The sequence below is a fragment of the Hydrogenophaga aquatica genome, assembly GCF_054780915.1.
In genome coordinates, this window is the sequence record NZ_BAAGVK010000002.1 from 352509 (window position 1) to 366788 (window position 14280).

The following is a 14280-nucleotide window of genomic DNA, read 5'->3' on the forward strand; positions in this document are numbered from 1 at the left end:
CCGGTCAACGCCACTTGCACGGCGACAACAACCGTTCACCCATCCCTCACCCCCGGCCCAACACCGGCCCGAGCGCCCTGCCCGTGTGCGTACCCAGCCGCACCAGTTCCTCCGGCGGCGCGGCGGCCACGATGCGCCCACCGGCCTGACCGCCTTCGGGGCCCAGGTCGATGATCCAGTCGGCTTCGGCGATCACGTCCAGGTCGTGCTCGATGACCACCACGCTGTGCCCGCCATCGACCAGGCGGTGCAGCACGCGGATGAGCTTGTCCACGTCGGCCATGTGCAGGCCCACGGTGGGTTCGTCGAGCACGTACAGGGTGTGCGGCGCCTTCTGGCCGCGCCGCCCCACTTCGTCGCGCACCTTGGTGAGTTCGGTGACGAGCTTGATGCGCTGCGCCTCGCCGCCGCTGAGCGTGGGTGAGGGCTGGCCCAAAGTCAGGTAGCCCAGCCCCACGTCCTTCAGCAGTTGCAGCGGGTGGGCGATGCTGGGCATGGACGCGAAGAAGTCCACGGCCTCGTCCACTTCCATGCGCAGCACGTCGCCAATGCTCTTGCCGCGCCATGTGACGGCCAGCGTCTCGGGGTTGAAGCGCGCGCCGTGGCAAGCCTCGCAGGGCACTTTCACGTCGGGCAGGAAGCTCATCTCGATGGTGCGCATGCCCTGCCCTTCGCAGGTGGGGCAGCGGCCGTCGCCGGTGTTGAAGCTGAAGCGCCCCGGCGCGTAGCCGCGTGCCTTGGCTTCCAGCGTTTCGGCGTAGAGCTTGCGGATGGTGTCCCAGAAGCCGATGTAGGTGGCCGGGCAGGAACGCGGCGTCTTGCCGATGGGGGTCTGGTCCACCTCCAACACGCGCTGGATGGCCTCGCTGCCCACCACGCCTTCGCAGCCCTGCCACTTGGGGCGTTCGCCTGCGTGCCAGGCGTCGCGCCCGGCCTTGGTCGCTTGCATCTGCACGGCGGCGGCCACATTGGTGAGCAGCACGTCGCGCGCAAAGGTGGATTTGCCCGAGCCGCTCACGCCAGTAACGGCCACCAGGCGCTTGAGCGGCACCTGCGCGGTGACGTTCTGCAAGTTGTGCAGGTTGGCGCCTTTGACGGTGAGCCACTGCTGTTCTTCGGCATCGGCCTGCACGGATTCGGCGGCCACCAGGCGGCGCGCCTGCAACGGGTGCCGCATGGCGTGCAGCAGGTAGCGCCCGGTCTGTGAATCGTGGGCGGCCATCACGTCGCTCACCGAACCTTCGGCCACCACGCGCCCGCCGCGCAGGCCCGCGCTGGGCCCGATGTCGATGACGTGGTCGGCACGGCGGATGGTGTCTTCGTCGTGCTCCACCACCACCAGGGTGTTGCCCTTGTCGCCCAGCTTGTGCAGGGCGTCGAGCAGGATCTGGTTGTCGCGCGCGTGCAGGCCGATGGTGGGTTCGTCGAGCACGTAGCACACGCCTTGCAGGTTGGAGCCGAGCTGTGCCGCCAAGCGGATGCGCTGCGCCTCGCCACCGCTGAGGGTGGGCGCGCCACGGTCGAGCGTGAGATAGCCCAGGCCCACCTCTTCCAGGAACTCCAGACGGCTCTGGATTTCGGGCAGCAGGTCGCGGGCAATGTCGGCCTCTCGCGTGGTAAGACCTTGCACGGCATACGAATCACCCTGCACAGAGCCTGCCACGGCGAGCGGTGCCTGTTGCAAGGCCTGCACCCACAGGCGCACGTCGCGCACGCTCAGCCGCGCGAGTGACGTGATGGTCTGCCCATGGAACTTGACGGCCCGCGCCGTGGCGTTGAGGCGCGTACCGCCGCAACTGGTGCAGGGCTGGTCGGCCACGTCTTCCACCTCGGGCTCTGCAAAGCTCTGCTCGCGGCCTTTCTGGTCGTCGTCGCGCACGGAATCGTCGAACGCCTTGCGCTGCTCGCGCGTGAGCTGCACGCCCGTGCCGACGCAGTCCGGGCACCAGCCGTGCTTGCTGTTGTACGAGAACAGGCGCGGGTCCAGTTCGGCGTAGCTGGTGGAACACACCGGGCAGGCGCGCAGCGTGGAAAACACCTGCAACCGCCCAATACCCACCGTAGATTCACCGTTGGCCATGGCCGCCTCCAGCCCGTGCATGCCCGACAGCACGTGCACCACGCCCTTGCCGTGTTCCAGCGCTCGCATCAAGGCCTGGCGCAGTTCGGCTTCGTGTTCGGGGGCCACATCCAGGCTGCCCACGGGCAGTTCGATGGTGTGTTCCTTGAAGCGGTCGATGCGTGGGAAGCCCTGCGTGGGCAGGAATTCGCCGTCCACCCTCAGGTGGGTGTAGCCACGTGGGCGCGCCCAGTCGGCCAGTTCGGTATAGACGCCCTTGCGGTTGACCACCAGCGGCGCCAGCAGGCCGATGTGCTGGCCACGGAAGGCCGTCATCAGCTGCGCCAGGATGCTTTCGGGCGTTTGCGGTTGCACGGGGGTGTCGTCGTGCACACAATGCTGGGTGCCCAGCTTCACGTACAGCAGGCGCAGGAAGTGCCAGACCTCGGTGGTGGTGCCCACCGTCGATTTGCGCCCGCCGCGCGACAGCCGCTGCTCGATGGCCACGGTGGGCGGGATGCCATAGACCGCGTCCACCTCAGGCCGGCCTGCGGGCTGCACGATGCTGCGCGCATAGGCGTTGAGGCTTTCGAGGTAGCGGCGCTGGCCTTCGTTGAACAGGATGTCGAACGCCAGCGTGGACTTGCCCGAACCGCTGACGCCAGTGATGACGTTGAACTTGCCTCGGGGAATGTCCACCGACAGGCCCTTGAGGTTGTGTTCCCGCGCGTTGATGATGCGGATGGCATGCGCATGTGACGCGGCGGTTTCCAGCGCAGGTACGCCCACATCCGCCGATTCAATGGCTGCGGCCCTTGAAGCGGCAGCGGGAGCCAACACATCAGCCCTGGCGACCACTGGCGCAGAACCCACCTCTCCCCGCACAGGCAGGTAATCCGTCACACGCCCTTCTTGCGCCATGTACAGCTCGCCCACCGCCTCGGCGTACTCCCGCAGCGCCTGGCCGGTATAGCTGTGCGGGTGCAGCCGCACCTCCTCGGGCGTGCCCTCGGCCACCACCAGGCCGCCCTGGTCGCCGCCGTCCGGCCCCAGGTCGATCAGCCAGTCGCTCGCGCGGATCACGTCCAGGTTGTGTTCGATGACGATGAGCGAATGCCCCGCCTCCAGCAACTTGCGCAGCGCGCGCATGAGCTTGGCGATGTCGTCGAAGTGCAGGCCAGTGGTCGGCTCGTCGAACAGGAAGAGCATGCCCTTGGTGGCCAGGGGCTGGCCCGACGCGGTGCGACCCGAACGAGCGCCTTTGCCTTTCTTGCCCGCCTTGGCGGCCTCGGCCAGAAAACCCGCCAGCTTGAGGCGCTGCGCCTCGCCGCCGCTGAGTGTGGGCACCGGCTGGCCCAGCTTCACGTATTCCAGACCCACGTCCACGATGGGCTGCAGCGCCACGATGACCTCGCGGTCATGCGCGAACAGTTGAGCGGCCTCGCTCACCGTCAGGTCCAGCACGTCGGACACATTGAGCAGCCGGCCGCCGCGCTCGATGGTGATCTCCAGCACCTCTGGGCGGTAGCGCTGGCCGTTGCAGTCGGGGCAGCGCAGGTACACGTCGCTCAGGAACTGCATCTCCACGTGCTCGAAGCCCGAGCCGCCGCAGGTGGGGCAGCGCCCGTCACCGCTGTTGAAGCTGAACTTGGCCGCCGTGTAGCCGCGCTGCTGCGATTGCGGCGCGGTGGCAAACAGGTCGCGGATGGCGTCCCATGCGCCGACGTAGCTCACCGGGTTGGAGCGCGCCGTCTTGCCGATGGGGGACTGGTCAACAAACACGACGCCGCTGAGGTGATCGGCCCCCAGCAGGCGGTCGTGCGCGCCGGGCGATTCGGTGGCCTGGCCGAAGTGGCGCATCAGCGCCGGGGCCAGCACGTCTTGGATGAGGGTGGACTTGCCCGAGCCGCTGACGCCCGTGACGGTGACCAGACGCTGCAGCGGGAATTCGACGTTGAGGTGGCGCAGGTTGTGTTCGCGCGCGCCCTCCAGCACCAGGCGGGGCGTGGCGTCGGTGACCATGCGCTTGAAGCCGAAACCCACCTGCTTGCGCCCGCCCAGGTAGGCGCCAGTCAACGTGTCGGCCTCGCGCAACTGGTCCACGGTGCCGTCGAACACGATGCTGCCGCCACGCTCGCCGGGGCCCGGGCCCATGTCGATGACGCGGTCGGCCGCCAGCATGACGGCGGGGTCGTGCTCCACCACCACCAGGGTGTTGCCCGCGTTGCGCAGGCGCGCCATGGCCTGGTTGATGCGGTTCATGTCGCGCGGGTGCAGGCCGATGCTGGGCTCGTCCAGCACGAACAGGGTGTTGACCAGTGAGGTGCCCAACGCTGTGGTGAGGTTGATGCGCTGCACCTCGCCGCCGCTGAGCGTGCGGCTTTGCCGGTCGAGCGTCAGGTAGCCGATGCCCACGTCGCACAGGTAGCGCAGGCGGGTGGTGATTTCGTCGAACAGCAGCTTGAGGGCCTGCTGTTCGCCGCTTTCGCTGGCACCGGGCAGGGCCAGCCGGGCGAAGAATTCGCGCAGGCGCTCTATGGGCAGCTGCATCATGTCGTGCAGGCACAGGCCGGGCAGCGCTTCGAGCTGCTCGCGCGTCCAGTCCACACCCGTGGGCATGAAACGTTGTGCAGGCGGCAGAACGGCGTCCGCATCGGCCTTGGAACCCAGGCGCCACAGCAGGCTCTCTGTCTTGAGCCGCGCGCCCCGGCACGCGGGGCATTCGGTGTAGCTGCGGTACTTGGACAAGAGCACGCGGATGTGCATCTTGTAGGCCTTGCTCTCCAGGTAGTCGAAGAAGCGGCGCACGCCGTACCACTGCTGGTTCCACTTGCCGTTCCAGTTGGGCGAACCTTCGATGACCCACTGCTGCTGCGCCTCGCTCAGCTGGTACCAGGGCGTGTCGCGCGGAATGCCTGCGGCCTCGGCGTGGCGCATCAGGTCGTCCTGGCACTCTTTCCACGCGGGGGTCTGCATGGGCTTGATGGCCCCGGCACGCAGGGTGAGCCTGTCGTTGGGGATGACGAGGCCCATGTCCACGCCGATGACGCGCCCGAAGCCCCGGCAGGTGTCGCACGCGCCCACGGCGGAATTGAACGAGAACATGGACGGCAGCGGCTCGGCGTAGCGCAGGTCGCTTTCGGGGCAGTGCAGGCCGGTGGAGAACTTCCACAGTTCCGGCTCGGGTTCGTTGCCATCATCACCCGCCGGGCGCAGGGCGTACACGGTGAGCCGCCCGCTGCCACGCTTGATGCCAAGCTCGATGGCCTCGACGACTCGGGCACGCTCGGCCCCGCTGAAGCGGAAGCGGTCGGCCACCACGTCGAGCACGCGAACCTGCAGGTCGGCAGGCGTAGCGGTTTTCTTGGCCTTGCCCGTGTCTTTGGCTGGCTTGGCGGTGTCGTGCGGCGCCGGGCGGGTCACCACGCGCTCGGCCTGCACGCGGGTGAAGCCGCTGGCCGCCAGCCATTGTTCGATGTCTTCGGGCGTGGCGCTGGCGGGCAGTTCCACGGGGAAGGTGATGACCAACCTGGGATCGCCCGCTGCCTCTGCCCGCTGGCGCAGCTCTTCGTAGATGGTGTCGGGCGAGTCGTGCCGCACGGGCAGCGCGGTGCGCCGGTCGAACAGCTGGGCAGCGCGCGCGTAGAGCAGCTTGAGGTGGTCGTTCAGTTCGGTCATCGTGCCCACGGTGGAGCGCGACGAGCGCACGGGGTTGGTCTGGTCGATGGCGATGGCCGGGGGCACGCCTTCCACCTTGTCCACGGCGGGCTTGTCCATGCGGTCGAGGAACTGGCGCGCGTAGGCGCTGAAGGTCTCGACGTAGCGGCGCTGCCCTTCGGCAAAAAGGGTGTCGAACACCAAGCTGGACTTGCCCGAGCCGCTGGGGCCGGTGACCACTGTCAGCTCGCCGGTGCGGATGTCCAGATCGACGTGCTTGAGGTTGTGCTGGCGCGCGCCACGGATGCGGATGAGGCCCGTGCCGTCGTGGGCGGGGGTCTCAGGAGCAGAAACGGGAAGGCTGGGGGCGTTGTTGGGCTCTGACATGGTCTGCCTTGGCTTGAAGGCAAACATTCTAGGCAGGCAATGATGACCCTTGCCTGCGCTGTGTCAGCCCGGCGGTGTGCGCCCGGCCACACCCAGGCGGCGCGCCAGCCGCACCAGGTTGGCGCGGTCCACCTGCAGCTCGCGCGCGGCGGCGGCCCAGTTGTGGCCATGGCGCCGCAGGCAGTCTTCCACCAGCTGGCGTTCAAAGGCGTCCACCCGGGAGCGCAAACCAACCGTGCCACCCTCGCCCGGTACAGGCGAGGCTTGCGCTTCTTGCCCAGCGGGCACCGCCCCTTGGGGCTGTGGCGGGGCGGCGGCGGGCAGACCCAGGTCTGCTGCCGTGAGGGTGAGGATGCGCGGCCGGGGCTGCTGGCGCCCCACGGCGCGCAGCACGCTGCGGCCGATGAGGTGCTCCAGCTCGCGCACATTGCCCGGCCAGTCGTAGGCCAGCAGGGCCGACTGAGCCAGTTCATCCAGCCGCACGCTGCCCAGACCCAGGCGGGAACGGTTCTCTTCCAGGAAGAAGCCGCTGAGCAGCAGCACATCGCGCCCGCGCTCGCGCAGCGGCGGCACACGCAAGGGATAGACGCTGAGGCGGTGGTAGATGTCGGCGCGCAGCCGCCCGGCACGCACTTCGGCGGCCAGGTCGCGGTTGGTGGCCACGATCAGGCGCACGTCCACATGGTGTTCACGGTCAGAACCCAGGCGCTGCAGCTGGCCGCTCTGCAGCACGCGCAGCAGCTTGGCCTGAACCGGCAGGGGCAATTCGCCCACCTCGTCCAGGAACAAGGTGCCGCCGTCGGCCAGTTCGAACTTGCCCTTGCGTTCGCTCACGGCACCGGTGAAGGCGCCGCGCACATGACCGAACAGTTCGCTTTCCACCAGGGTGTCGGGCAGGGCCGCGCAGTTGAGGCTGACCAACGGCCGGTTGGCACGGCTGGAGCGCGCATGCAGCGCCTGCGCCACCAGTTCCTTGCCCACGCCGGTCTCGCCGGTGACCAGCACTGTGAGGTCGCTCGCCCCCACCAGGTCGATTTCCTTGAGCATCTGCCGCATGGCCGCGCTTTGCCCCAGCAGGCGACGGTTGGGCTGCCCTGCCGCGCGCTGGTAACGCTCCACCTGCATGTGCTCGTCTTCCACCGCCAGGGTCAGGCGGTTGATGCGCGTGGCCGCAGCCACCGTGGCGGCGGCCAGGTTGCCGAAAGCGCTCAGCACCTCCAGATGTTCGGGCTGAAAGCTGCCTGGGGTGAGCGCGTCCAGCGTGAGCAGGCCCCAGGGCTGCGACTCCACCTGCAGTGCGCAGCCCATGCAGTCGTGCACCTCCAGGGTGCCGCTGCCGCCCTCCACCAGGCCGTCGTAGGGGTCTGGCAAGGGGCTGCCGGGCTCGAAGCGCTTGGGGCCGCCGGCCGACAGCAGCGCCTGGAAACGCGGGTGTTCCGCCACACGAAAGCGCCGCCCCAGCGTGTCGCGGCTCAGGCCATCGATGGCCAGAGGCACCAGCCAGTCGCCCTCCAGCCGCAGCAGGCAGGCGGCATCGCATGGGAAAAGCGCGCGCAGCGCTTCGAGCAGGCGGCGGTAGCGCTCCGGCTCGGGCAGCGCGCGCGACAGGTCGGCCACCAGCGGCACCAGGGCCTTGATCCACAAGGAAGATGTCATTTCGACTTAAAACAGGTCATACCGACACGACTCAAAGACATGTCAATGCGACACGTTAGCACACAAGTCCTTGTCACGTAAGGCAAAGTTCTTTGGCACGGGCCTTGCCATGCAGAACGCCCCGGCCCGCCGTGGCCATGTCGAACATATTGAAGGAGACCCCGTGCTCAACGACGCTCAACGCGCCATAGTCAAAGCGACCGTACCCCTGCTGGAAACCGGCGGTGAAGCCCTGACCACCCACTTCTACCGCATCATGCTGGGCGAGTACCCCGAGGTCCGGCCCCTGTTCAACCAGGCCCACCAGGCCAGCGGCGACCAGCCGCGTGCCCTGGCCAACAGCGTGCTCATGTACGCGCGCCACATCGACAAGCTGGAAAACCTGGGCAACCTGCCTGCGCAGATCATCAACAAGCACGTGTCGCTGCAGGTGCTGCCCGAGCACTACCCCATCGTGGGCACCTGCCTGCTGCGCGCCATCCGCGAAGTGCTGGGCGCCGAAATCGCCACCGACGAGGTGCTGGCCGCCTGGGGCGCCGCCTACCAGCAGCTGGCCGACATCCTGATCGGGGCCGAGGAACAGGTGTATGCCGCCAACGCGGCAGCGCCCGGTGGCTGGCGCGGCGTGCGGGTGTTCCGCGTGGAGCGCAAGGTGCCCGAGAGCAGCGAGATCACATCGTTCTACCTGCGCCCTGTGGACGGCCAGCCCGTGGTGGCCCACCAGCCCGGGCAATACATCGGCCTGCGCATGAACATCAACGGCACGGAGCAGCGCCGCAATTACTCGCTGTCTGACGCGCCCAACGGCCGGGAACTGCGCATCAGCGTCAAGCGCGAAGCGGGCGGGCTGGTGTCCAACCACCTGCACGACCAGATCCAGGCCGGTGACACGCTGGAGGTGTATCCGCCTGCAGGCGCGTTCACGCTGCAGGAAAGCGACAAGCCGCTGGTGCTGATCAGCGGTGGCGTGGGCATCACCCCCACGCTGGCGATGTTGAAGGAAGCGCTGGGCACCGGCCGCACGGTGCACTTCATTCACTGTGCGCGCAACCGCACCGTGCACGCGTTCCGCGAGGCGATCGACGCGCTGGCCGCGTTGCACCCGCAGCTGCGCCGTTTCTACTGCTACGACCAGGCCGCCCCTGAAGATGGCGCGGACGCCGTGGGACTACTGGACAAGGACCTTCTGGCCAACTGGCTGCCCGGCCGCGACGTGGACGCCTACTTCCTGGGGCCCAAGCCGTTCATGGCACTGGTGAAGCGCCACCTGGCCGAACTGGGTGTGCCCGAAGCGCAGACGCGCTACGAGTTCTTCGGCCCGGCGGCGGCGCTGAACTGACCGGCGACGCTCAGGGCTTGACGATCAGCACGGGCACCTTGGCGTGCGTCAGCACCTTCTGGGCCACACTGCCCAGGATGAGTGCCTGCACGCCCTTGCGCCCGTGCGAGCCCATGACGATCAGGTCCACGCCTTCGGCCTGGGCGGTTTCCAGGATGCCTTCGTAGGTGACGTTGCGCTCGATGGTGTCGCCCGCGAAGGCCACGCCACGGGCTTCGCAGCACTGGCGGATGTCGTCCAGCGACTTGCCCGCTGCCGCCTGGGCTTCGGCCATGTAGGCCTGCAGACCGACGGCGGATGCATCACCGATACCGATGTAGGGGAAGGGGTCGATCACGTAGACGCCCACGACCTGGGCGCCGTGGGTCTTGGCGAGGTCGGCGGCGAATTCGGCAGCCTCGTGGGCCAGCTGAGAGCCGTCGGACGGCACAAGGATCTTCTTGAACATGGTCTTACCTCCTGTATGAGCGGTTGTGTGGAATGCCACATGTCTTGTGGACACCGCAGTCTAACCCCGGGCGCGGGGCCCGGGGTTGTCTCAGATCAAGCCTCGGCCGGCAAGGGCTCCACACACGCGGCGCAGTACTTCACCTCAGCGATCTTGCCGAAGGGGTCCAGCGCCGGGTTGGTAAGCAGGTTGGCCGAAGCCTCTACGTAGGCAAACGGGATGAAGGCCGCGTCGGCGGGCATGCCGTCGTCGGCGCGAACGCGCAGCCGCACTTCGCCCCGGCGCGTGCGCACGCGGGCCCAGTCGCCCGCACGCAGGCCCAGGCGCTCGGCGGTGGCCGGGTGCAGGCTCACGCCGGGCGCGGGCTCCAGCGCATCCAGCACCTCGCTGCGCCGCGTCATGGAGCCGGTATGCCAGTGCTCCAGCTGTCGCCCGGTGATGAGCACCATGGGGTATTCGGCGTCTGGCTGCTCGGCGGGCGGTGTCACGCTTGCGGGCACCAGCCTGGCCTTGCCAGTGGGCGTGGGAAAGCGGTCGGTGAACACGATGGGCTGGCCCGGGTCTTGCGCACTGGCCACGGGCGCGGTGACGGCACCCTGGCGCAGCAGGCGCTCCCACGACAGCCCGGCAATGGAAGGCATGAGCGAGCGCATTTCGTCATACACCTGCCCGATGCCGCTGCCCGGCTCGGCTCCGCTGCCGTCGGGCGCAATGCCATAGCCCCAGTCGAACCCCAGACGCAACGCCAGCTGTTCGGTGATCCAGGCGTCGGCGCGCGCTTCGCCGGGAGCGTCCACGGCCTTGCGGCCCAGCTGCACGGTGCGGTCGGTGTTGGTGACAGAGCCGGTCTTCTCGGGCCAGGCGGTGGCGGGCAGCACCACGTCGGCCAGTGCGGCGGTTTCGGTCAGGAAGATGTCCTGCACCACAAGATGGTCAAGCGCGGCCAGCGCAGCGCGGGCGTGTTCGGCGTCGGGGTCGCTCATGGCCGGGTTCTCGCCCTGGATGAGCATGGCCTTGATGCGCCCTTCGTAGGCGGCGTCGATGATCTCGACGACGGTGAGGCCGGGCTGGTCGTCCAGCGCGCCAGCAGACAAGCCCCAGGTCTGTTCCGCCAGACTGCGCGCGCCGGGTTCGCCAACGCGCTGGTAGTCGGGCAGCACCATGGGAATGAGGCCCGCGTCGCTCGCGCCCTGCACATTGTTCTGGCCGCGCAAGGGGTGCAGGCCAGTGCCGGGGCGGCCGATCTGCCCCGTGACCATGGCCAGCGCGATGAGGCAGCGCGCGTTGTCGGTGCCGTGGGTGTGCTGGCTCACGCCCATGCCCCACAAAATGATGCTGCCGCGTGAGGTGGCGTAGGCGCGTGCCACTTCGCGCAGCGTCTCGGCGGGAATGCCGCAGATGGGCGCCATGACCTCGGGCGTGAAGGCCTGGATGTGTTCACGCAGTTGCGCGTATTCCAGCGTGCGCTGTTCGATGAAAGCCTGGTCGGTCAACCCTTCGGTGACGATGACGTTGAGCAGCGCGTTGAGCAGTGCCACGTCGGTACCCGGGCGGAAGTTGAGCGTGCGCCAGGCGTGGCGCGAAAGCTCGGTGCGGCGCGGGTCGGCCAGCACCAGGCGCGCGCCTTTCTTCACGGCGTTCTTGATCCAGCTCGCACCCACCGGGTGGTTTTGCGAAGGGTTGGCGCCGATGAGGAAGATGAGGTCGGCGTGCTCCACGTCGCGCAACGGGTTGCTGACCGCACCTGAGCCCACGCCCTCCATCAGCGCGGCCACGCTGGACGCATGGCACAGACGGGTGCAGTGGTCCACGTTGTGCGTGGCAAAGGCGCTGCGGATGAGCTTCTGGAAAAGATAGGCCTCTTCGTTGGTTCCCTTGGCCGAGCCAAAGCCTGCCACGGCGGCGTCTCGGCCCTTGGCGGGGTGGGCGTCGCGTGTGCGCAGCAGGCCTTGGGCGGCCCGTTCCAGGGCCTCTTCCCAGGTGGCTTCGCGGAACTGCGCGCGCAGGGTTTCGGGGCTGGCGCGCCCGCCCTCGCCACGGGTGAGGATGGCCGGCTCCTTGGGGGCATCGTCACGGCGCACCAGCGGGTGTGTGAGGCGCTGCGGGCTGTGGGCGTAGTCGAAGCCGAAGCGCCCTTTCACACAAAGGCGCGCCTCGTTGGCGGGGCCGTTGGCACCTTCCACGTGGTCGATGCGCCCGTCCTTCACGTGGTAGGTGAGCTGGCAGCCCACGCCACAGAAGGGGCAGACGGAATCGACCGTGCGGTCGGCCACGCGGGCGTAGGCGCCGTTGGCCGGTGCGATGGCACCCGTGGGGCAGGCCTGCACGCATTCGCCGCAGGCCACGCAGGTGCTTTGCCCGGCGGCGTCCTGCTGGTCGAACACGATGCTCGCCTGCCCACCCCGGAAGGCCAGGCCCAGCACGTCGTTGCCCTGGATGTCACGGCAGGCGCGCACACAGCGGGTGCACTGGATGCAGGCGCCCAGGTTGACGGCGAGCGCGGGGTGAGTGCAGTCGGGGCCAGCCACCATGGCGGCAGCCTGCGACGCGCCTCGCCCGCCAAACCGCGTGGCCTGCACGCCCAGGCGCTGGCCCCACTGGGCCAGTTCGCTGTTGACCTTGAGGCTGGTTGTGGCGGGTGCGTCGGCCTGCAGCAGTTCGAGCACGGTGCGCTGGGCGCGCTGCACGCGCGGGGTTTGGGTCTGCACCTGCATGCCCGCCTGCGGCGCGCGGCAGCACGATGGGGCCAGCACGCGTTCGCCCGCCACCTCCACCACACAGGCGCGGCAGTTGCCCGCCGTTGGCAAGCCTGGCTTGTGGCACAGGTGGGGAATGTCCACGCCCATGCGCTTTGCCACCGCCCACAGGCTTTCGCCCGGCTGGGCCTGCGCGGGGCGGCCGTCCAGCGTGAAGTCGATGGTGTTGTTCATGGCCGCACCTCCTGCGGGAAAAACCGCAGCACAGAATCGAAGGGGTTGGGCGCCGCCTGGCCAAGGCCGCAGATGGAGGCTTCGCGCATGACGTGGGACAGGTCGCCCAGCACGTCGACTTCCCATGCGGGCGCCTGCATCAGCTTGGCCGCCTGGGCGGTGCCTGCGCGGCAGGGCGTGCACTGCCCGCAGGACTCGTGTTCGAAAAAGTGCATGAGGTTGAGTGCCGCGTCGCGGGCCCGGTCGTGCTGGCCCAGCACCACCACGGCCATGGAACCCACGAAGGCACCGTGTTCGGCCAGGGTGTCGAAGTCCAGTGGCACGTCCGCCAGACTGGCGGGCAGGATGCCGCCGGAGGCGCCGCCGGGCAGGTAGGCGTAGAGTTCGTGGCCTTCGGCCATGCCGCCCGCATGCTCGTCGATCAATTCACGCAGGGTAATGCCTGCAGGCGCCAGGTACACGCCAGGTTTTGCGACCCGGCCAGACACGCTGAAGCGCCGCAAACCGCTGCGCCCACGCCGCCCTTGCGCGGCCAACCAGGCACCGCCACGCGCCAGAATGTCGGGCAGCCACCACAGGGTCTCGAAGTTGTGGGCAAGCGTGGGCCTGCCGAACACGCCGTTCATGGCCACGATGGGCGGCTTGAGCCGTGGCATGCCGCGCTTGCCTTCCACCGATTCGATGAGCGCGGATTCCTCACCGCAGATGTAGGCGCCCGCGCCGCGCCGCAGCTCCACCTGCGGAAAGGCCACGCCCGGGTACTGCGTGCGCCACTCAGCGATGTGGTCCTGCAGCATGCGAAGTTCTGCCTGCAACACCTGGCGGGCATCGTGGTATTCGTCGCGCAGGTAAATCCAGACGTGTTCCGCCCCCACCACCAGTGCAGCGATGAGCATGCCTTCGAGCGCCTGGCGCGGCGCAGTGGCCAGCAGGTGCCAGTCCTTGAAGGTGCCGATTTCGCCTTCGTCCAGGTTGACGACCATGTGGCGCGGGCCGGGCTGGGCGCGCACCGTTTCCCACTTGCGCCAGGCGGGGAAACCCGCGCCGCCCAGGCCGCGCAGGCCAGAGGCCTTGAGTTCGGCCAGCACGGCATCTGCGCTCAGTTCGCCCGCCAGCAAGCGGCGCAGCTGGGCATGGTCACCGGGGTGCACGGGCACGCCGAGCGAAGGCAGCGCGCGCGGGGCCGTTTCGCCCTTGGCCAGCAAGTCTTGCACGGCGTCGGCACTGGCCTGCGGCAACTGGTGCTGGCCCACGCAGGCGGCGGGCGCCTGATGGCACTGGCCGATGCAGGGGGCTTCGACCACACGCACGGCGGTGTCACCGTTCAAGCGATCCTGCACGGCGCGCAGCAGGTCCTGCCCGCCCGCCATCTGGCAAGGCAGGCTGGTGCACACACGCACGGTGACGGCGGGCAGCGCGGCGGCGTCCTCCACCACGTCGAAGTGGTGGTAGAAGGTGGCCACCTCGTACACCTCCACCTGACTCAGGCGCAAGCGTTCGGCCAGCGCCGCGAGGCGCCCTTTGCGCAGGCCGCCCTCACCGTCCTGCAGGCGGTGCAGGTGTTCAATCAGCAGGTCTGAGCGGGGTTCCAGGCCTTCGCACAAATCGGCCACGCACTGGCGGTCCGCGTCCGCCACCTGGCGGCCCTTGGGCGTGGGGCGCCAGCGGCGGGCGGCCTGCCCTTCGGGAAGGATGGGGATCACCGCGCCGGAAGGCTGCGAACGGTGTGTCGATGAGGGATGGCTTTGCATGGTTTCAGCGTAGCAGCAAGCATGCGAATAAATATGTTGTTGATTGCATAATT

Annotated in this window: 6 protein-coding genes; 1 reads left to right on the forward strand and 5 read right to left on the reverse strand. The window is 68.5% G+C overall.

What is annotated here, in order from left to right:
• Positions 1–46: 46 nt before the first annotated feature.
• Positions 47–6103 (reverse strand): excinuclease ABC subunit UvrA, encoded by a 6057-nt coding sequence (uvrA, locus tag ACYVHH_RS02830; RefSeq protein ID WP_460563506.1) that lies wholly within the window; start codon positions 6101–6103, stop codon positions 47–49.
• A gap of 63 nt (positions 6104–6166) precedes the next feature.
• On the reverse strand, positions 6167–7759 hold the full coding sequence (gene norR / locus ACYVHH_RS02835; RefSeq protein ID WP_460563507.1) for a nitric oxide reductase transcriptional regulator NorR: 1593 nt from the start codon (positions 7757–7759) through the stop codon (positions 6167–6169).
• A gap of 163 nt (positions 7760–7922) precedes the next feature.
• Between norR and hmpA the strand changes: the two genes are divergently transcribed.
• Positions 7923–9098: an NO-inducible flavohemoprotein gene (hmpA, locus tag ACYVHH_RS02840; protein WP_460563615.1), complete on the forward strand. Its 1176-nt coding sequence runs from the start codon at positions 7923–7925 to the stop codon at positions 9096–9098.
• A 10-nt stretch (positions 9099–9108) separates the two neighbouring features.
• Here the strand turns inward: hmpA and ACYVHH_RS02845 are convergent, their stop codons facing one another.
• From ACYVHH_RS02845 to ACYVHH_RS02855, 3 genes are all read right to left on the reverse strand, one after another.
• Positions 9109–9546, reverse strand: a complete 438-nt coding sequence (locus tag ACYVHH_RS02845) for a universal stress protein (protein WP_460563508.1) — start codon at positions 9544–9546, stop codon at positions 9109–9111.
• A gap of 95 nt (positions 9547–9641) precedes the next feature.
• Positions 9642–12476, reverse strand: coding sequence for a molybdopterin-dependent oxidoreductase (locus ACYVHH_RS02850; RefSeq protein ID WP_460563509.1), 2835 nt, complete (start codon positions 12474–12476; stop codon positions 9642–9644).
• A complete protein-coding gene (locus ACYVHH_RS02855; protein ID WP_460563510.1) occupies positions 12473–14227 on the reverse strand; it encodes an NAD(P)H-dependent oxidoreductase subunit E in 1755 nt (584 codons plus the stop codon). Before ACYVHH_RS02855 ends, ACYVHH_RS02850 begins: the two co-directional genes overlap by 4 nt.
• Positions 14228–14280 lie beyond the last annotated feature (53 nt).

What these genes read in the sequence shown, in the direction of transcription:
- uvrA (WP_460563506.1), bottom strand. Translation starts at nt 6,103, where the DNA reads ATGTCAGAGCCCAACAACGCCCCCAGCCTTCCCGTTTCTGCTCCTGAG.
- ACYVHH_RS02850 (WP_460563509.1), bottom strand. Translation starts at nt 12,476, where the DNA reads ATGAACAACACCATCGACTTCACGCTGGACGGCCGCCCCGCGCAGGCC.
- norR (WP_460563507.1), bottom strand. Translation starts at nt 7,759, where the DNA reads ATGACATCTTCCTTGTGGATCAAGGCCCTGGTGCCGCTGGTGGCCGAC.
- ACYVHH_RS02845 (WP_460563508.1), bottom strand. Translation starts at nt 9,546, where the DNA reads ATGTTCAAGAAGATCCTTGTGCCGTCCGACGGCTCTCAGCTGGCCCAC.
- ACYVHH_RS02855 (WP_460563510.1), bottom strand. Translation starts at nt 14,227, where the DNA reads ATGCAAAGCCATCCCTCATCGACACACCGTTCGCAGCCTTCCGGCGCG.